This window comes from Burkholderia arboris (assembly GCF_038723655.1).
Lineage (GTDB): Bacteria > Pseudomonadota > Gammaproteobacteria > Burkholderiales > Burkholderiaceae > Burkholderia > Burkholderia arboris.
In genome coordinates this window covers 1305698-1324873 of record NZ_CP109823.1, presented here as the reverse complement: position 1 = coordinate 1324873, position 19176 = coordinate 1305698, and the positions used below count along the sequence as shown (strand labels likewise).

Sequence of the window (19176 nt, the reverse complement as noted above, 5' to 3'; positions counted from 1 at the left end):
GAGTTAGCCGGAATTCACGGTGCCGGAACGCTGCGGCGGATACCCGCAGGCGCGGCGCACGTGCCGCAAGGGTTGCACCTGTGCGGCTCGAGTTCGACGGGTACTATACTGTATATTCATACAGTTTTCCATGACGACCCTGCGGACGTCATGGGCAGGCGGCCGCGGAGCCGCCGGCAAAGGAATCAACGGAAGAAGAGTGCCCGCATGCCGAACGTGTGATGCGCTTCGGCCGCCATCAGCACCATGAGCACCAGCAGGCACAGGGGCGGAATCAGGATCGCGTACACCAGCGCCAGCCGCTCCCACATCATGTGCATGAAGATCGACACGATCAGCCCGGCCTTCGCGATCATGAGCACGACGATCAGCACCCAGCGCAGCAGGCCCTGCACGCGGAAATAATCGACCAGGTACGACATCGTGCTGAGCAGGAACAGCAGGCCCCAGATCTTCACGTAGAGACCGACCGGATGCTGCTGGCCGTGCGCGGCGCCGGGTCGATCGGCGGGATCGGAGTGGTCCATGGCCTGCCTCACCACAAATAGAACAGCGCGAAGATGAACACCCACACCAGGTCGACGAAGTGCCAGTACAGGCCGGCGATCTCGACGATCTGGAAGTTGCCGTGCTCGCTGAACCCCGGCTGCAGGATCTTGCGTGCGACCAGCAGCAGGTAGATCACGCCGCAGGTCACGTGAAAGCCGTGGAACCCGGTAATCGTGAAGAAGCACGCGCCGAACTGCGCCGCGCCCAGCGGGTTGCCCCACGGCCGGATCCCTTCGTGGACGATCAGCTTGGTCCATTCGAGGGCCTGCATCGACACGAAGGCCGCGCCCAGCAGCGCGGTCGCGAGCAACAGCGCGCCGGCGCGCCTGGCATTGCGCCGGTAGCCGAAGTTGACGGCCATCGCCATCGTGCCGCTGCTGGTGATCAGGATGAACGTCATGATGGCGATCAGCAGCAGCGGCACATCCAGCCCCCCCACCGTGAGCCCGAACACCTTCGACGTGTCGGGCCACGGCGCCGTGGTCGAGATGCGCACCGTCATGTAGCCGATCAGGAAGCTGCTGAAGACGAAGGTGTCCGACAGCAGGAAGATCCACATCATCGCCTTGCCCCACGGCACCTTGAAGGCTTCGCGGTCGGCCGACCAGTCCGTGACGATGCCGCGCCAGCCGTCAGGCCCGGCATCGTCCGGCGGGGAAGTCCCGGATTCGGTGGGGAGCAAGGGCGAGGTCACGGCGCGGCCCCATACAGCGGCCCGCAGATGGCGGCAACGATCCCGGGGGTGAGCCACCACATCGCCGCCAGCAGCACGAGCCAGACGGCGAGCAGGAAATGCCAGTAAAGGGCGCACAGCGCGACGGCGCGACGGGCCTGGAACGGGTCCGCGCGCCGGAGCGTCGAAAGCGTCACGGCCCAGGCCGCCAGCCCGCCCAGCACATGCAGCCCGTGCAGCCCCGTCAGCAGGTACAGGAAGCTGTCGGACGGATTGACGACGACGGTCTGCCCGGCCGCCGACAGCAGGCGCCAGGCGGTCAGTTGCCCGGCCACGAATACGGCCGCCAGCACGCCGCCGCACACCAGCCATGCCGTGCGATGCAGGGTGAGTTGCCGCGCACGCTGCATGGCGAGGCTGGCCAGCGCCAGCGCAACGGTGTTCCACCCGAGCAGCGCCGGATGCGGAACCGGCTGCCAGTCGGGTTCGCGCATGCGCATTGCATAGGCGAGCAGCAGCAGCGAAAACAACGTCGTGGCGACCGCCATGAAGACCATCAGGCCGACGCGGCCCGCATCCGGCAGGCCGGGTCGCGCATCGGGAACGATGGGGCGCGGCAGCGTGGTCATTCGCGGGCCTCGCCGGGTTGAAGCGTCGGATGCGCCGGATGCGCCGGTTCGGGCGACGCCGCGGGCGGCCGGTTTTGCGGGACGAAGTCTTCCGCCTGCCCCGGCGGGCTGTATTCGTATGCCCAGCGGTAAACCACGGGCAGCGCGGCACCCCAGTTACCGTGCGCGGGCGGTGTTTGCGGCGTCTGCCACTCCAGCGTGGTGGCCCGCCACGGATTGCCGTCGGCGCGCTTGCCCCGCACGAGGCTCCACGCCAGGTTGAACAGGAACAGCAACTGTGCCGCCGCGACGATCAGCGCAACGACGGTGATGAAGGTGTTGAGCGTCTGTGCCGAATGCGGAATGAAGCTGTAGCCCTGATATGCGTAATACCGTCGCGGCATGCCCAGGATGCCGAGATAATGCATCGGGAAGTAGATCGCATAGGTCCCGACGAAGGTGATCCAGAAGTGCGCGCGCCCGAGCGTGTCGTCGAGCATGCGGCCCGTCACCTTCGGGTACCAGTGGTAGAGACCGCCGAACACCACCAGGATCGGCGACACGGCCATCACCATATGGAAGTGCGCGACCACGAAATACGTGTTCGACAGCGGAATGTCCACGCTCACGTTGCCGAGGTAGAGCCCCGTCAGCCCGCCCAGCACGAACGTGCTGATGAAGCCGATCGCGAACAGCATCGGCACGGTCAGGTGGATATCGCCGCGCCACAGCGTCAGCACCCAGTTGTAGACCTTGAGCGCGGTCGGGACGGCGATGATCAGTGTCGTGGTCGCGAAGAAGAAGCCGAAATACGGATTCATGCCGGCGATGAACATGTGGTGCGCCCAGACCACGAAGCTCAACGCGCCGATGATCACGATCGCCCACACCATCATCCTGTAACCGAAGATGCTCTTGCGCGCGTGCGTGCTGATCAGGTCCGACGCGATGCCGAAGGCCGGCAGCGCGACGATGTAGACCTCCGGATGCCCGAAGAACCAGAACAGGTGCTGGAACAGCAGCGGGCTGCCGCCGGCGTGCCTGAGCGTCTGCCCCATCGACACCACGGCCGGTATGAAGAAACTGGTGCCGAGCGTCCGGTCGAGCAGCATCATCACCGCCGACACGAACAGCGCCGGAAACGCCAGCAGCGCCATGATGGTCGCGATGAAGATGCCCCATACCGTGAGCGGCATGCGCATCAGCGTCATGCCGCGCGTGCGCGCCTGCAGCGTGGTGGTCACGTAATTGAGGCCGCCCATGGTCGCCGCGACGATGAAGATCGCCAGCGACACGAGCATCAGCACGATGCCCCACTCCACGCCCGGCGTGCCCGGCAGGATCGCCTGCGGCGGATACAGCGTCCAGCCCGCGCCGGTCGGCCCGCCCGGCACGAAGAAGCTCGCCAGCAGCACCAGCACCGCCACCAGGTAGACCCAGTAGCTCAACATGTTGAGAAACGGGAACACCATGTCGCGCGCGCCGAGCATCAGCGGGATCAGGTAGTTGCCGAAGCCGCCCAGAAACAGCGCCGTCAGCAGGTAGATCACCATGATCATCCCGTGCATGGTGACGAACTGGTAGTAGTGGTTGGCGTCGATGAAGGCGAACTTGCCCGGGAACCCGAGCTGCAACCGCATCAGGTCCGACAACACGAGGCCGACCAGGCCGATGGCGATGGCCGTCAGTGCATACTGCACCGCGATCACCTTGTGGTCCTGGCTCCACACATAGCGGGTCCAGAAGCTGTGCGGGGCGTGGTCGTTCTGCGCGTAGGGCATGACATCTACTCCGTCAGGGCTGCGCCGCGGCGCTGGCAGGCGGCCCGCCTTGTGCCTTGATGTAGGCCACCAGCGCAGTCAGTTCCTGGTCGCTCAGGTCGAAGTGCGGCATGATCGGCGAGAAGCCTTTCACGACGCGTGCCGTCGGGTCGCGGATGAACGCCCGCAGATAGGCTTCGTCCACCTTCGCGGTGCTGCCGTCGGCCATCGTTTCGGTCTTGCCGTACAGGCCCTTCCAGGTCGGGCCCACGCGCGGACTGCCGTCGACGGTATGGCAGGCGACGCAACCCTTGGCCGCCGCGAGCGTCTTGCCCAGGTCGGCAAGTGCCTGCGCGCTGCCGCCGGCAGCGGCGGGCGCTGCCTGCACCCTGGCCTGCTGACGTTGCGCGAACGTGGTCTGCTGCGCCAGCCAGCGCGCGAACGATGCTTCGTCTTCCACCACCACCACGCCGCGCATGCTCGAATGCCCGATGCCGCAGAGCTGCGCGCACAGGATGTCGTAGCGCCCTGCCTTGGTCGGCGTGAACCAGAAGGTGGTCACCATGCCGGGCACCATGTTCATGCGCGCCCGGAACGGCGGGACGTAGAAGTCGTGCAGCACGTCGCGCGACCGAGTCAGGACCTGGATCGGCCGGTTGAGCGGCAGGTGCACCTCGGGCGTCTCGACCAGGTAGTTGTCGCGGCCGTTCGGGTCGGCCGGGTTCAGCCCGAACGGATTGTCGTTGCTGATGTAGCGCACGTCCGTCGTGCCCAGCTTGCCGCCGGGGCCGGCGAAGCGGAAGCGCCATTGCCATTGCTGGCCGAGCACTTCCATCTGCAGCACGTTGCGCGGCGGCCGGATGTAGTCCGCGTAGACGAACAGCCCCGGCGCCAGCAACGCCGCCACGCCGGCGGCGGTCAGGCCGATCAGCCACCATTCGAGCCGCCTGTTGTGCGGCTCGTAGGCGGCGCGATGCCCGCTGCGATGGCGGTAGCGCACCAGTGCGATCGCGATGAACAGGTTGATGCCGATGAAAAACACGCCGGTAATGACGAGCGTGATCGTCAGCATGTCGTCCATGCGCACCCAGTTCGACGCAATCGGCGTGATCCACCAGGGGCTGGCAAAGTGAAACCCCACCGCCAGCATGACGATCAGAATCAGGGCAATCGCAAGCGCCACAGGCCGCCTCACTGCATGTCACTCGCCGGAGCCGCAAACACGTGCGCCAGCGTCGTCGTGCCGCCCCGCCGTTCTTCGTCTTGTTTTCGCCGGCAGTCCGCCAGGACCGATTCGCCTGGCGTTGTTAGCGGCCCTAAAGAAAAGGTAGTTCGCTCCCCGGCATCGTTCAAGACAGCGCATGAGCGACGCGCGCCGCCATACGAACCGCTCGCAAGACGACGTCGAATGGTTGCGTCGCGTGCGGCGACGCCGTGCGACACGGCCGCCTCCGGCACGGGTTGCCGACGCGGCCATCGCCGGACGAGCGCCGGCTGATCAGGGCCGGCGCATCGGGAAAAACGCGCCGCGTCAGTCCGCGGCGTGCTGCGTGCGTCGCCGTTCCAGCATGCCGTACGTAACCGCGGCCACCACGCCGAACAACAGGTTGGCCAGCAAGGGTCCGGAACCTCGTTCCGAGATGAACCAAGGGAACACGGCCGTCATCACATAGAAGTTCCAGCCATACGCGACGATCCCGAACGCAAGCCCGATGACCGCCTCCATGCCCACGCTCGAATCGAAGCGAAACGGCGCCATGATTGCGGCGAGGATCATCCCCATGATCGCGCCGAGCACGTAGTGCAGCAGCAGCGCCATCGCGACGATTTCGAGGCTGAATTGCGACAGCTGACCGAGCGCGCTGCGACCCATCACCATCGCCGCGATCTTGTGGGTCGGTTGCCACGGGCTTTCACCGATCACCAGGGTCGACCAGAAGAATTCCAGCGCGATCACCAGCGCGCCGCCCGCAAGACCGGCCACGGCAGCGCAGAGCCAGTCGGGCGTCCGCCGCTCCCAATGGTGTGATTGAATGTGCAGTTCCATACGACCTCCTTGCTGACGGTTCCACCTCAGCACACAAGTTCAGAAGGCGCCACGCGCGTCAGGCCGGAAGCACGTCCGTTGCGCGGTTCATCAGGGCAGACAGGCGAGCGAACGCACGGGTCGCCAACCCTGCGCGGTGCGTGGCACCACGACACGCAGCACCACGTTCGGCATCGGCGTGTCACGCAGGCAATTGGCGCGCGGTGTCGTTCCGTTCGCTCACCGGGCGGGAACGAGGCTGATGCACCGTAACGGGCGGGGCCCGTCACGCCGGTCCCGGCGCGCGCCACGCAGCAACGCCCGAGTCGTCCGCATCGAGACGCAAGCGCCCGTCGCCCCGGGCCACGGCTATGCGATAACGCGCCAGGAAATACGCGTCGACGCGCTCGGGCGCCGTGCCTGCCGGTATTCGCGTGTCAGGGGAAGATCGGCGTCGTAGGCTCGCCACCCTCCAGGTCCGCCCGCGGGAAATGCTGGGCGACCATCTCCTCGATTTCCTGCTCTCGCAATCCCGGCACGTCGGCCATGATCAGGATCTGGCCTTCCTTGATCGCTTCACGAAATCGCTCGAGTCGCGCATTCGGCTCGGCGATGCCGATCATCGCGGCCGTCCACGCGCCGAAGCCTGCCCCCATCACCGTCAACGCGACGACGGCGCCGCCCGCGATCACGAGCTCCGCAGGAGGAAACACCAGCGCGACGAGGCCGATCAGCGCACCCGTTGCGCCGCCGAATGCGACGCCGCGCTCCAGCGCGTGCACGACATCGCTGCTTTGCAGCAACGATGCTTCGGGCAACTGATCGAGTGTGACGCTGTGATTGGCGAGGACGTGGATATGTCGCCAGATGATGCGCGCGCGCAGCAAGTCATCGACGATCGCCTTGGCCATCTGCGTATCGGGTACGAGAAAATAAAGGCGTCTCATGTTGGCACCCCTTTTTGCCGTCAACTACTCTTTCCATTCTATGTCAGCAACGGCAACGTGGTAGGTGCACGCTGGGCCATTCGCCCCTGATTGACGCTATCCGCATTTGCGCAACGGCTCCAGCAAGTCCCTCAGGCCGTTGTGATCGATTTCGTGCATCAGCGCAAGCTGCCGGCCGATTTCGCCGCGCGGAAACCCCTCGCGGGCAAGCCAGTTGAGGTAAGGCCCGGGCAGGTCGGCAATGAGCCGGCCCTTGTACTTGCCAAAGGGCATCGTGACGGTGACGAGGTGTTCGAGGTCTGGGGTCTGCATGCGCGTATTGTGCACGGCTTTCCACTCCTGTCGCGCGCCGGGCCGACAGGCGACGCGGCGAACCGTCCGGCAACGACCTCGCGGAAAAGGTCGTTGCGAACCGCCCGCGCTCCCTTTCCGGCCTGCTAGACTGGAATTCCCCCCTGCAAACGATGGAGGGAATCATGTTGTCCGTCTACGTCGTGAAGACCGGCGAGCAGTTCCTCTGCACCGCCGAAGATGGCGATATCGGCATGGCACCGGCGGTTGAAGATGCCACGTCGTTTCGTTCGTATGAGGAAGCGGAAAAGGCGGCGCACGTGCATGCCGACCCCGGGTACGAAATCGTGGCCGTTTGCGTGCTGAGACACTGACATGGCGCCCGCTGCCGGGGGCCTTGCTTGCCCGCCTCCGGACACTGCTTCATCACGCGCGCGGTCGCCGCGCAATCGAACAAGGCCGGCCGCGGCCGATCGACGCCTGCGCCGCTCGAACGGCGCGACACATCGGGCATGCGCCGGCCGCAGCGTCGAAGGCGGCACGGCCGGCGGGGCCGCTCAAGCCCCGGCAGCCGTCGCGTACGCAACGCATTGGCGAGCGAGCACGTCGGTCGGATCGACCAGCGTCGCACGCGCACCGTTCGGCGCGACGTATTCGCGGCCCGGCAGCAGGATCGGAAGCTCGGTGCAGCCGAGAACGATCACTTCGACGCCGTCGGCAATCAGTGCCTCGACGGCGGCGCCGATATCCGCTTTGCACTGGCCGGTCGTAAAGCCGGCCTTGACGCCACGCTCTCCGTAGATCGCCTGCATGACGCGCGCCTGCAGCGCCGGTTCCGGCCTGACCTGTCGGAATCCGTACGATTCGAGCGCCTTTTCATACACGCCGCTTTCGATCGTGCCCGACGTTGCCAGCACGCCGACTTCGCACAGCCCCGGATACGCGTCGCGCAGATGGGCGGCCGTGACGGTCAGCATGTTCACGATCGGAATGCCGAGGTGCGGTTGAACCCGCTCGACAAACGCGTGCGCGGTATTGCACGGAATCGCGATGACATCCGCCTCCCCTTCCTCGAGCCTCCTGCACGTCGCATACAGCGAGATCGTGGGGTCCGTACCGCCACCGACGAGGTTCGCCGTCCGATCCGGAATTTGCGGATTCTGTTCGACCAGCAGCTTGATATGCTCCTGATCGCGCGAAGCCGGTGTGTTCCGGACGATCTTGTCCAGGAAGTCCACTGTCGCGGCCGGCCCGACGCCACCGACGACCCCGATCTTGAACACCGGCGCGCGGGCCCCGCATCGTGCCGAAACCGCGTACTGCGCATACGCGAGATTCGAATCGATCAGCGGTATCCGCCGTGGCCCGATTTCGTCCGCGACGAGCGCGATCTCCGTCAGCCCCGGAACGATGACCTGCGCGCCCTGGTCTGCCAGATCCTCGCAGGCGTCGCGCAACAGTTCGACCGGCCGGCCGCGAAGATGGCCGCGCTTGATGCCGTCCGGCCCGTAGATCGCCTCGGTAACGGGGTCGACATCGCCGCGCGGCCGCGGATAGACGATCTCGAACTGCGGCGACGGGAAATACCGGTCGAACAGCCCGTCGGCCCGCACATAGTCCGAAGCCAGCACGCCGATACGGGTGGTGCCGGGATACGTGCGCTGCACGTGGCTGCGAACGGCTTCGACGATATCCACGATCGGCAGGCGCGTATTGGCCTTCAGTTCGTCGATGAAGGTGTGGCTCAGGAAGCACGGCAACACCACGGTCGTCACGCCGCGTTTCTCGAACGCGCGGATCATGTCGAACACGTACAGCTTGCGCGCCGTCGTCGCCGCGCTGCCCGAACCCGAACCCCTGAACGGGTGCTGCTCGAAGATCAGATCGACATGATCCTCGTCGGACGACGCAGGTGTCGCCCTCACCAGCTTGAAGAACACGTCGGCGCTTCCCAACGGCCCGAGGCCGCCGACCACGCCGAACTTCCGTCCCGTGCCTGCGATTTCCCGGCGCGTCATGCGTTCAGCTCCTGCGAATCGAACGCGGCGCCATCCGGCTGCGCGGCCCGCGCGCCTTCCCACTTCGCGATCACGGCCGTCGCCACGCTGTTGCCGATCACGTTCGTCATCGTGCGGCCCATGTCGAGCACCTGGTCGATCGCCAGGATCATGGCCACGCCGGCGGCCGGCAAATGGAACATCGGCGCGACGGCCGCGACGACGACCACCGATCCGCGCGGCACGCTCGCCATGCCCTTGCTGCTCAACATCAGGATCAGCAGCATGAATACCTGCTGCGAAAGCGGCATGTGCACGCCGAACGCCTGCGCGATGAAGATGGCCGCAAACGCCTGATACATCATCGAACCGTCCAGGTTGAATGCATAACCCAGCGGCAGCGTGAAGCCGACGACCTTCTTGTCGACGCCGAACTTCTCGAGCTGCTCGGTCAGGCGCGGATACGCCGCTTCGCTGCTGGCGGTCGAAAACGCGATCAGCGCGGGTTCGCGCACGGCCTTCAGCAGCGCTCCCACGCGCCGCCCGAGAAACAGGTATCCGGCGCCGATCAGGATCGTCCAGAGGACGAGCAGCCCGAGATAGAACGCGCCGATCAGCTTGCCGTACGTGTAGATCACGTCGAGCCCGCGCAGCGCGACTGACGACGCAATCGCACCGAAGACCCCGAGCGGTGCCGCGCGCATCACGTAGTTCGTCAGGCGCAACATCACGGGAACCATGCCGTCGATCGACCGGATGACGATGCCGACGCGTGCATCGTGCTTCAGCGCGCTCAGCGCGACGCCGAGAAAGAGGGAGAAGACGAGGATCTGCAGGATGTCGTTGCGCGCCATCGCATCGAGCAGGCTGGTCGGAAACGCGTGCGTGATCACGTCCCTGGCGTTCAGCGCCGCGGTATTCAACCCGAGGTTGGCCTCGCCTGCGGTTTCCGCCAGGTTCAGTCCGGCTCCCGGTTGCAACGCGTTGGCCATGACGAGGCCGAGGCCCAGCGAAACCAGCGATGCGCAGAAGAACCACGCAACCGAGCGCAGGCCGATGCGCCCGACGTCTTCGCCGCCGTCCATGCCGGCCAGACCGGAAACGAGCGTCACGAACACCAGCGGCGCAATGATCATCTTGATCAGCCGAAGAAAGATGTCCGTCACGATCGAGAAATAACCTGCGATCGTCTTGAGCGTGCCCGGGTCCGCGATGCTCGTGTGACACGCATAGCCGGCCGCGACGCCGAGGATCATGCCGATTGCGATGCTTAAGGTAAGGCGATTTTTCATGTCCATCCGTCCTTGGGTGACACCCGACCGCCTGGAGGCGATGAGCGGGCGCTGCGATACGGGCCGCGCGACGCGGGCCATGCGTCACATTTGCCGTTGGAACGAATGGTAGGGACGGTCGAACACACCATGATGCCGGTGCATCATGGCGGTATGCGAGACTCGCATAAGGCGGGAAAACCCTAGCCGCGCCGCGACGGTTCGGCGCGCAGATGCTGCCAGAGCGTCTCCAGGAACTCGTTGCGATTGGACGCATCGCGATAGACGCGCAGCTCGATTTCGAGGTTCCATGCCGCCGGCCCGGCCGGTACGAGTTCGCCGGCCGCCAGCTCGGCGGCGATCGTGCTCCGCGGCAGCCACGCCACGCCCTCGCCTTCCATCACGAGCTTTTTCAGCACCTCGGCCATGTCCGATTCATAGTGCAGCTGCAACGCCGGCGCGTCGGCGGCACGATCGAGCAGCAACGCGAGGCAGCGCCCGAAGTAGCTGGTTTCCGTATAGGAGATGAGCGGCAGCGGTTGCTGCTTCGTTCCGGGAAGACGAAATGCGGGTGCCGACCGGCGGTTGGGCCGGCAGGCGGGCATCAATGTGTCGAGGCCGACCGTCAAGTGCTCGTATCTGACCGGATCCAGATGGAGCGGCAGCTCCGGATGGTGATAGGCGAACATGAGCTCGCAGTTGCCGTTGACGAGCATCAGGATCGAATCGTGGACGTTCGTCGGCACGACGCGTGCCCGCACCTCGCCGAAATGCGGCGCAAGCGCCTTGAGCCAGGACGGCAGGAAATTCAGCGCGATCGTGTGGCCCGCCGCGATCTGCAGGCTCTTGCCCGCGATGCGCTGCTCGGTGCGGATGATCGCCCGTGTGTCGAACAAGCGGCTGAGGACGTCTTCCGCCGTCTCGCGAAACAGCCGCCCTGCCGGCGTCAGCACCGGCGGAAAACTGCTGCGGTCGATCAGTTCGGCGCCGATCCATTGCTCGAGTGACTGGATGCGACGGCTGAAGCCCGACTGCGTGACGTTGCGGAACTCCGCAGCCCGGGAAAAGCTTTGATATTGAGCGAGGGCGATGAAATCCTCGATCCACTTGATTTCCATGTTTGCCTTGGAGGACTGCAACCGGATCGACTTGAAGCCGACCTGGGTCACGATGCTGGCCGGGATGGCGAAAAGTTTACGAGGCGGGCGCGCGATTCGTCAAACCGGGCGACTCGCGTCGCAACGCCGCGTTGCGAGAACTTGCGCGGCGCGCCTGCGCCGAATTCCAGGCGCGCCGAAACGGAACGATCGCGGTTCGGCTCCGGCTGGCTTCCGGCAGCGCTGCTGCGGGGTCCGGGCGCTCTTCTCACCGCACGTGCGAAGCCGTTGGCGAACCGAATCGAGATACGCGACGCGAGTAAAACTTACCCGGATATCGTCATTTTTTCCGGTTTTAACGGGCCATGCGATTCATCTGATGAATTTCACAAAAAGTCACATTTGATTTCGGTTCCATTGCTTTATATTTCCCAACCGTTCATGTCGCATGCACCCATACGCAACGTTTGCTGCGTGACAAAAACATGTCCGACGGGTGCCGGTCGAGCATATGGAGCAAGGCGCGCGGCGCGCTCGTCGCCGTATCGAAAGTCGATACGGCCGGCGGAAAAGGGAAACCGGGAGCGTCAGGTGCCGTTGACCGACGTGGCGAAGCCATCGACGGCGAATGCTCCGTCAAGCATCGTGCAGCGGCTGCCCGGTCGATCGAACGCATGCGGCAACCGTCCATGCGAGCGGTCGTCACCGCTTCAATCGGTATCTTCGCCGCGGGCATGTTGGCGTTGGGGTACGCGCAGGCACAGGGATCGGTCACGGTCAACGACCTCAACTGCAACCCGGCCGCCGCATTCACCAACTCGCTTGCTGCCGGTTGCTCCGCCAATGCCGCCGGCTCGGGAGCGACCGCACTCGGCTTCGCCGCCGGTGCGGGCGTGCCATTAGGTTCCGGCGCGTCCGTGATTTCCGCGGCGATTGCGTCGCGTCTGCCGGGCCCCGGGTCGATCTACCTGTCGCAGGACCTCCAGTTTCGCCGCCCGGTCAAGCTTGGCGAAACCGTCTGCGCGACCGTGACGATCAAGGAGATTCTCGGAAGTCGACGGCGAGTCGTGCTCGATACCCGATGCGAGGTGAACGGGCTCGTCGTCGTGGAAGGCACGGCGGTCGTCATGCCGACGACCGTCGCGGAGCGCGCGAAAGACACGGCACGATTGCAAGGTCAGGAAACCTGACGGCTACGCTCGCCATTTTCAGTCCCGCCCTGGTCGTCTCGATCGCCGGCGATACGTCTACCTTCATCGCCGACAACCCGGCGGTCTCGATCCGAGGCGACACGCATCCCGCCTGACAACGCATCGGATGCATGCGAGCGCCGTCGCGTGACCGGCGCTCGCAGCGTACTGCCCGCTAGTTCTGCAGCAGGATCTCCACACGCCGATTGCGCGCTCGCCCTTCGGCGGTCTCGTTGGAACCCACCGGATCGGCCTCCCCCTTTCCGGTGGCCGTCACGGCATCCGCGTTCATGCCATGCTCGCGCAAATACGTCGCGACCGCCTCCGCGCGGCGCCGCGACAGCGCGAGATTGTGAGCATCCGAGCCGACCGAGTCGGTATAGCCGGTCACGTTCACCGCCGAGAAATGCCGGTCTGCCTGACGGCTCAACAGTGCGTCGAGCGAAGCGCGGGCGGCGGGCGTCAGCGTTGCGGAGTCGGTCGCGAAGTACGTGTCGCCGGTCAGGCTGACCTTTTCCGCGGCGACCGGTGCCGCCGCCACGGGCACCGGAAGCGGCGCGGGCGCCGCGCCGCACTGGAACTCGATCGACCGCGGATCCGCACCGTCGCGGAACGGCGCAGCCGAATCGACCAGGCGAACCGGTTGCGTGTCGCACATGCGCGTCGCGACCTTCATGCAGGTCTTTTCGCTCGACAGGATGCCGTGACAATCGACGCGAAACGTCCGGACGCCGTTTCTCGGCTGCAGTTCGTATGCGTTGAACGTCGGCCCGGACGCGCTCGTGCAAGCGGCGAGAGAGGCCACGGACACGAGCAGGGCAAGAGAGATTTTATTCACTGATTCACTCCGTAAAATCGATTCGATCTCGCACATGCGGCGCGGCAGTGCGGCCGCATGCGGATGCGTTCTCGTTCGGCGCGAACCGTTCCGGCGCTATCCGCCGGAACGGTTCGATGCGCACGGATCACTTCCACTGATACAACATACCCGCGCCGACCACGCGCTGACTGCCGGCAAAACCGCCGTTCAGCGTCGCCTTCAGGTTCTCCGTGAGGCGCGCCTGCATGCCGACGGCCATCGCCTTCTGGCCCAGGAAGGTCGCCGTACCGACCCCCATCGCGAAGTTCGAATCGCGGTCCATGTGCGGGATCGATGCCATCGCAGCCGTCGCGGCAATCCCGTCGCGCGCCATCGAATCGGTCTGCTGGATCTGCTGCTGCATCTGCGTGAGCTGGTTGTTGACCGTGTTCAGCGATTGCGTGAACTGGTTCGATACCGCGTTCAGCTGGTTCACGTTCACGGCGTCGGTACCCTGCGTACCGGCCGCGACGTTGACGACCTGGCGCGCCGAATCCGCGGAACCCACGGCGACGACATTCGAGCGCCCGCCGTCGTTGCTGCCCGTGCCGATCGCGGTCGAACCGTTGCCCGTTGCGGTCGAGCCGACGCCGATCGCGGTCGATCCGTTGCCGGACGCCAGCGCGCTGTTGCCGACCGCCGTGCTGTTCGAACCCGATGCGACCGCGCCCGACCCGCCCGCCGACGAATTCGATCCCGTCGAGCCCGGCGGCACGTTCGTGCCGGTCGGATTCGTCGTGTACGAACCACCGAGGTTCGACGTGCGCTGCGTGATCAGCGTCGTCAACTGGTTGGCAACCGAGTCGAGCTGCGACACGTTCACCGCGTCGGTGCCGCTCTTGCCGGCCGCGAGGCCGGTGATCTGCCGGTTGCCGATGTTGACTTCGCCGGCCGACGACTGCGGGCTGCTCAGGCCGTATGCGATGTAGTTCGTCTGCGCGCCGACGGTGGTCAGCGAACCCGCGCCGAGCGCGATGCTGTTCGCGAACGTCGCCGACGCGCCTGCGCCGAGCGCCAGCGCATCGGTCGCCGTGGCGTGCGCGCCCGAACCGAGCGCGACGCTGCCGACGCTCGCCGCGACCGCGTTGGCGCCCTGTGCCACCGACTGTGCGCCGGTGGCCGTCGCGCCGCTGCCCAGCGCCATCGCATCGGCCTGCGCAGCGCTTGCCGCCTGGCCGATCGCGACGCCGCCCGGCGCGGTGGCATCGACGATCGCGCCGTTGCCGATCCCCACGCCGCTGTCGCCGTTGACCACCGTCGTCGGGCCGACCGCGACCGACTCCGCGCCGACGGCGAGCGAATCCACGGCCGTCGAGTTCGCGTGGAAGTACTTCGTGGTCATGACCGCGAACGACTGCAGCGCGCCGGCCAGCTGGCGCACGGTCACCGCGTCCTGCTGGCCGGTGCCGTCCGCGACGTTGGTGATCTGGCGATACGTCTTGCTCGTCGCGTCGCCAAGCGATACCGCGCCCAGCAGCGTCTGGTCGGTCGTGTTGAACGGAATCGACGCGCTGCCGTTGCGGATGGTCCCCGAGGCCGGCACCGTCGCGCGGTCGGACACCGAACCGGCGCCGAGCGCGATGCTGCCGTCCACCTTCGCGATCGCGTTCGGGCCGATCGCGACGCTGTCGAGCCCGAGCGCCTGGCTGTCCGGCGCGGTGGAGTTCGCGTGGAAGTACTTGATGCCGTGCGCGTTGATGTTGTCGATCGCCGAGCCGACGTTGTTGTTGATCGTCGTCGAGCCGTCGCCGTTGTACGTCACGTACGACGGCGCGGAGATCGTGCCGGTCGTCGGGTTGTAGGTGGCGCCGCCGCCGATCGCGCCGGCCGTGCTGTTACCGAGGTTACCGTTGTTCGACGCGATCGAGCTCAGGCCGGTCGACAGCGAACCGATGCCCGTCGACGTCGCGGTGGACAGCGACGTCAGGTTGCTGTTCGTGCTCGACAGGCCGGTGGACAGCGAACCGACGGTCGTCGAGGTCGACGTCGACAGCGACGAAATCGAGCTGGTCGTCGAGCTGAGGCCGGTGGACAACGAGCCGATGCTCGTCGACGTGGCGGTCGACAGCGACGTCACGCTGCTGTTCGTCGTGCTCAGGCCGGTCGACAGCGAACCGATGCCCGTCGATGTGGAGGTCGACAGCGACGTGATCGAGCTGTTCGTCGAACTCAGGCCGGTGGACAGCGAGCTGATGCCCGTCGACGTCGAAGTCGACAGCGACGTGACCGAGCTGTTCGTCGAACTCAGGCCGGTGGACAGCGAGCCGATGCCCGTCGACGTCGAAGTCGACAGCGACGTGACCGAGCTGTTCGTCGAACTCAGGCCCGTGGACAACGAGCTGATGCCCGTCGACGTCGAAGTCGACAGCGAAGCCACCGAGCTGTTGGTCGAACTCAGGCCGGTCGACAGCGAGCTGATGCCGGTCGACGTCGACGTGGACAGCGACGTGATCGCACTATTGGCCGACGACAACCCGGTTGACGTGGAGGTCGACAACGAAGTCACCGAGCTGTTGGTCGAACTCAACCCCGTCGACAACGAGCTGATGCCGGTCGACGTCGACGTGGACAGCGACGTGATCGCGCTGTTGGCCGACGACAACCCGGTTGACGTGGAGGTCGACAACGAAGTCACCGAGCTGTTGGTCGAACTCAACCCCGTCGACAACGAGCTGATGCCGGTCGACGTCGACGTGGACAGCGACGTGATCGCGCTGTTGGCCGACGACAACCCGGTTGACGTGGAGGTCGACAACGAAGTCACCGAGCTGTTGGTCGAACTCAACCCCGTCGACAGCGAGCTGATACCGGTCGACGTCGACGTGGACAGCGACGTGATCGCGCTATTGGCCGACGACAACCCGGTCGACAACGACGACACACCCGTCGACAACGAACTGACGCTCGACGCAGTCGAAGTCGACAGCGAATTCACCGCCTGGTTCGTCGCATCGAGCTGCGACCCGTTGATCGCATCCGTGCTTGCCGAGTTGATGCGCCCGGCCGCGACATTGGTGATTTGGCGCTCGGTGCCCGGCGCACCGACGCTGACGACGCTGGTCGGCGACGTGCCGTTGAAGTTGTATGTGACGCCGCCGATCGTCGCGCTTGCCGTCGGGTTGGGCGCGGCCGTCGTCGACCCTGAGCCGAGCGCGACATCGCCCGCATTGTTCGCCACGGCCGACGCGCCGAACGCCAGCGCACCGGCCGCCGCGGCCGTCGACGTGTTGCCGAGCGCGAGCGAGCCGGTACCCTGCGCGATGTTCGAATTGCCGATCGCGACCGCGCCGTTGCCGTTCGCCGTGTTGTTCGCCCCGGCCGTGACCGCGCCGGTGCCGATCGCGGTGCTCGGGTCGCCGATCGCCACCGCACCGTTGCCGCTGACCGTCTGGCCCAGGCCGAGCGCGACGGCGCCGGCACCGCTCAGCACCTTCGAGCTGTTGCCGCCGGCGATCGAGCCCGCGCCTGCCGCAGCGGCGACCGAGTTGCTGTCGCCGATCGCGACGGTCGAACCCGCCGCCGCGACGCTGTTGATGCCGATGGACGTCGCATTCGTGGCCGACGCCGTCGCACCGGGCCCCAGTGCGGTCGCCGAAACGCCGCTGCCGAGCGCGAGATTGCCGAGCGCGACGGCGAACTGCTGCGTCGCGGTCGACTGCACGCCCATCGCGATCGAACTGACGCCCGACGCGTTGGCGTTCAGGCCGAACGCCATCGCTGTATCGGCGCCGGCCGTCGTGGACGAGCCCAGCGCGATCGAGCTGGTGCCGAGCGACTGCGTACCCGAGCCCGGTACGCCGGCCGTGCCGCCCCAGCCGATCGCGATCGACGTCGCGCCCTTCGCGCCGCTGTTGACACCCATCGAGATCGAGGAATTGCCGGTCGTCAGCGCACCGCTACCCACCGCGACGCCGGCCGCGCCGGAACTCGTCGACTGGTTGCCGAGCGCAACCGCACCCTGATTGGTCGCCTGTGAAGAAAAGCCGAGCGCAACGGTGCCGATGGCCGACGAGACCGCGCCGAGTCCGAGTGCAACCGCATTCTGGCCAGACGCCGTTGCATTGTTTCCGAGCCCGATAGCGGACGTGCCGCTCGCGGTCGCGCCGCTGCCGATGGCCACCGTGCCGGACTGCGTCGACTGCGCTGCATTACCGACGGCAACCGCAAATGGTCCCGAACTGATCGCCTGCACGCCGAGCGCCGCACTGTTGACGCCGGTCGCCTGCGCGTTGATGCCGACCGCGGTCGACCCATCGGCCATCGCATGCGCGCCCGGACCCAGCGCCGTCGCCGACACGCCTTGCGCCGTCGACAGGTTACCCAGCGCGGTGGAATTCTGCTGCGCCGCACTCGACCCGACGCCGATCGAGATCGACGTCACGCCGCCGGTCGCGGAGCCGCCATCCTGCGCGTACTGCGCATGCGCGCCCGCATGGAACAACGCAAGATACGTGGACGCCATCAGCACGGCCAGTCGTCGCGGCGACGGCGCCGAAAGCAGGCCCGCGCGTATCGCGGCGCCCTCGTTCGCCGCATGCTCGCGTGTGCCGCACGCCGACGCAACTCGCTTGCCGCGCGCACGGTCAAGCTCGGAAGCCGCGACCCAGGCCCCCAGTGCTTCGTTCCAGATCGACTTGAACGACTTGTTCATCTTGTGTTCCCTCGGTTCTCATGTGCTGGATGACGCAGCAGCGAACGCGACGGCAGGCGATGATGCATCGGTCTGCCTCCTCGCCCGTGTCGCGACGCTTTGCGCTTCATTTTGGATAGCTAACTAAACGATCGAACAACGCTGCTCGGCAATCGCGATCGCCAGGGCGATCGCGCGACTGCACGCCGCACGCATGCGTCGGCACGCTGCGCGGCGGCACTCGCCGGTTATCGGGTCATGAAGGCCGATGTCGCGGGAAAGACGGAGACGCGCTGCCCCGCGCATCGCGAATCCGCGTGCGCGCGCCGTCGCGTCTAACCGGCGGCGACCTCGAATGTCATGGGAAGGCGTCGTTCAGACGCCGGATGGACGGATGCCGGCCCGCACCCCGGGACGGCCCGTCAAGATTCATTCAGGAGGAGGATGACGCCGCGTGGTCCCCGGGTATGAAGCATGCGCATCCGGTTCGCTCGAACCGGTGCGTTGATCTGCCATGCCTGTCGCGCTCATATTTTTTCGTGCCCGCCTGATTCGAGAGCGCGCTGCGCGATCGTGCCCGGACGGATCAGACCGCCCGGCTGCCCACGCGAAGCCGCTCACCCTCTCCGCCGGCAGTCAAACGCTTTTCCGGATTTCCGGAAAAGCGCCCGACTTGCCGAACGACCCCCGCATCGATTTAATCGGTCGAATTTTCTTGACGATTTTTCCAGTCGATGCGTCACACCCCAACCAACCTCACAATTTTTCCGCCTGTCCTGTATACGAACATATTCGGAAAATTATGAAATTTGTATTACCCTCGTGCCAATTTTCTTGTCTGCCATCGCATTCCCAGATCCTGAGAATTGCCATCATTCGATGTCACATTGAATATCGCGTCATCCGAATCTGGAAGCGGCAAGGAATCCACGAACAGCCGTTCCCCTCGAAGAACCGATTCCAGCCGCGCCGGGGCTAGTGTGCAGGCATCCGTTCAAACAAACCTTTTCTCGAGCGGAAAAAAGCTTTTCCCGAGCGGACGATATTTACTTTCATACATTCCGGCTCGCAATCCGGTTTTTATCGAGTCGAATCTTGACCGGCCAGTAGAAATCCATTAATCGCGCCAGCACCGATTGAGCGCATTTATTTCACATTGAAAGGAATCGTCTTTCGACACAACTCTCCCGAATTCATATCGCGGGCCAATTCGATTCTACAATCGATAAAATCCGGAAATAAAGACCGATATTGAAATGCAATTCGGCATGTTTTTCC

15 protein-coding genes are annotated in these 19176 nt (G+C 65.5%); 2 read left to right on the top strand and 13 right to left on the bottom strand.

Annotated elements, in window-relative coordinates:
- Positions 1–185 precede the first annotated feature (185 nt).
- The 8 genes from OHZ10_RS38500 to OHZ10_RS38465 all read right to left on the bottom strand — a co-directional run bounded on the left by OHZ10_RS38500 (position 186) and on the right by OHZ10_RS38465 (position 6875).
- Positions 186–527: a cytochrome C oxidase subunit IV family protein gene (locus OHZ10_RS38500; protein ID WP_059241358.1), complete on the bottom strand. Its 342-nt coding sequence runs from the start codon at positions 525–527 to the stop codon at positions 186–188.
- An 8-nt stretch (positions 528–535) separates the two neighbouring features.
- Positions 536–1243: a heme-copper oxidase subunit III family protein gene (locus OHZ10_RS38495; protein ID WP_059241357.1), complete on the bottom strand. Its 708-nt coding sequence runs from the start codon at positions 1241–1243 to the stop codon at positions 536–538.
- The gene (locus tag OHZ10_RS38490) at positions 1240–1851 is read right to left on the bottom strand and encodes a cytochrome c oxidase subunit 3 (protein ID WP_174992348.1); all 612 of its coding nucleotides are present in this window, start codon (positions 1849–1851) and stop codon (positions 1240–1242) included. Before OHZ10_RS38490 ends, OHZ10_RS38495 begins: the two co-directional genes overlap by 4 nt.
- Positions 1848–3611, bottom strand: coding sequence for a cytochrome c oxidase subunit I (ctaD, locus tag OHZ10_RS38485; protein ID WP_174992347.1), 1764 nt, complete (start codon positions 3609–3611; stop codon positions 1848–1850). The genes OHZ10_RS38490 and ctaD overlap by 4 nt, the downstream gene beginning before the upstream one ends.
- A 13-nt stretch (positions 3612–3624) precedes the next feature.
- Complete coding sequence (locus OHZ10_RS38480) at positions 3625–4773, bottom strand: c-type cytochrome (protein ID WP_342706271.1); 1149 nt, start codon at positions 4771–4773, stop codon at positions 3625–3627.
- A gap of 348 nt (positions 4774–5121) precedes the next feature.
- On the bottom strand, positions 5122–5637 hold the full coding sequence (locus OHZ10_RS38475) for a hypothetical protein (RefSeq protein ID WP_059241353.1): 516 nt from the start codon (positions 5635–5637) through the stop codon (positions 5122–5124).
- 416 nt (positions 5638–6053) lie between these two features.
- Entirely contained in the window at positions 6054–6563 is a 510-nt protein-coding gene (locus tag OHZ10_RS38470; protein ID WP_059241352.1) for a hypothetical protein, read from the bottom strand.
- Positions 6564–6659: 96 nt separating this feature from the next.
- Positions 6660–6875, bottom strand: coding sequence for a DUF3820 family protein (locus OHZ10_RS38465; protein WP_059241351.1), 216 nt, complete (start codon positions 6873–6875; stop codon positions 6660–6662).
- Between the two features lie 164 nt (positions 6876–7039).
- On the opposite strand from OHZ10_RS38465, the gene OHZ10_RS38460 reads away from it, so the two are divergent.
- Positions 7040–7228 (top strand): hypothetical protein, encoded by a 189-nt coding sequence (locus OHZ10_RS38460; RefSeq protein ID WP_034192021.1) that lies wholly within the window; start codon positions 7040–7042, stop codon positions 7226–7228.
- Positions 7229–7411: 183 nt separating this feature from the next.
- On the opposite strand, the gene OHZ10_RS38455 is transcribed toward OHZ10_RS38460, so the two are convergent.
- From OHZ10_RS38455 to OHZ10_RS38445, 3 genes are all read right to left on the bottom strand, one after another.
- Positions 7412–8872 carry an aspartate/glutamate racemase family protein gene (locus tag OHZ10_RS38455; RefSeq protein ID WP_342706270.1) on the bottom strand — a complete coding sequence of 487 codons (1461 nt, stop codon included), beginning with the start codon at positions 8870–8872 and terminating at the stop codon, positions 7412–7414.
- The gene (locus OHZ10_RS38450) at positions 8869–10143 is read right to left on the bottom strand and encodes a dicarboxylate/amino acid:cation symporter (protein WP_342706269.1); all 1275 of its coding nucleotides are present in this window, start codon (positions 10141–10143) and stop codon (positions 8869–8871) included. The genes OHZ10_RS38455 and OHZ10_RS38450 overlap by 4 nt, the downstream gene beginning before the upstream one ends.
- 182 nt (positions 10144–10325) lie before the next feature.
- Positions 10326–11240 carry a LysR substrate-binding domain-containing protein gene (locus OHZ10_RS38445; protein WP_059241349.1) on the bottom strand — a complete coding sequence of 305 codons (915 nt, stop codon included), beginning with the start codon at positions 11238–11240 and terminating at the stop codon, positions 10326–10328.
- A gap of 446 nt (positions 11241–11686) precedes the next feature.
- Here OHZ10_RS38445 and OHZ10_RS38440 point away from each other — a divergent pair, with 446 nt between their 5' ends.
- Complete coding sequence (locus OHZ10_RS38440) at positions 11687–12409, top strand: hypothetical protein (protein WP_342706268.1); 723 nt, start codon at positions 11687–11689, stop codon at positions 12407–12409.
- A 175-nt stretch (positions 12410–12584) separates the two neighbouring features.
- Here OHZ10_RS38440 and OHZ10_RS38435 read toward each other — a convergent pair whose 3' ends face one another.
- Together OHZ10_RS38435 and OHZ10_RS38430 are read right to left on the bottom strand one after the other, a co-directional pair.
- Positions 12585–13247 (bottom strand): OmpA family protein, encoded by a 663-nt coding sequence (locus OHZ10_RS38435; protein ID WP_342706507.1) that lies wholly within the window; start codon positions 13245–13247, stop codon positions 12585–12587.
- Between the two features lie 127 nt (positions 13248–13374).
- Positions 13375–17919: a YadA-like family protein gene (locus OHZ10_RS38430; protein WP_342706267.1), complete on the bottom strand. Its 4545-nt coding sequence runs from the start codon at positions 17917–17919 to the stop codon at positions 13375–13377.
- Positions 17920–19176 lie beyond the last annotated feature (1257 nt).

Bases quoted from the DNA above. Each gene is read 5' to 3' on its own strand.
- OHZ10_RS38430 (WP_342706267.1), bottom strand. From the start codon at position 17,919: ATGAACAAGTCGTTCAAGTCGATCTGGAACGAAGCACTGGGGGCCTGG.
- OHZ10_RS38490 (WP_174992348.1), bottom strand. From the start codon at position 1,851: ATGACCACGCTGCCGCGCCCCATCGTTCCCGATGCGCGACCCGGCCTG.
- OHZ10_RS38455 (WP_342706270.1), bottom strand. From the start codon at position 8,872: ATGACGCGCCGGGAAATCGCAGGCACGGGACGGAAGTTCGGCGTGGTC.
- ctaD (WP_174992347.1), bottom strand. From the start codon at position 3,611: ATGCCCTACGCGCAGAACGACCACGCCCCGCACAGCTTCTGGACCCGC.
- OHZ10_RS38460 (WP_034192021.1), top strand. From the start codon at position 7,040: ATGTTGTCCGTCTACGTCGTGAAGACCGGCGAGCAGTTCCTCTGCACC.
- OHZ10_RS38450 (WP_342706269.1), bottom strand. From the start codon at position 10,143: ATGAAAAATCGCCTTACCTTAAGCATCGCAATCGGCATGATCCTCGGC.
- OHZ10_RS38475 (WP_059241353.1), bottom strand. From the start codon at position 5,637: ATGGAACTGCACATTCAATCACACCATTGGGAGCGGCGGACGCCCGAC.
- OHZ10_RS38465 (WP_059241351.1), bottom strand. From the start codon at position 6,875: ATGCAGACCCCAGACCTCGAACACCTCGTCACCGTCACGATGCCCTTT.
- OHZ10_RS38445 (WP_059241349.1), bottom strand. From the start codon at position 11,240: ATGGAAATCAAGTGGATCGAGGATTTCATCGCCCTCGCTCAATATCAA.
- OHZ10_RS38500 (WP_059241358.1), bottom strand. From the start codon at position 527: ATGGACCACTCCGATCCCGCCGATCGACCCGGCGCCGCGCACGGCCAG.
- OHZ10_RS38470 (WP_059241352.1), bottom strand. From the start codon at position 6,563: ATGAGACGCCTTTATTTTCTCGTACCCGATACGCAGATGGCCAAGGCG.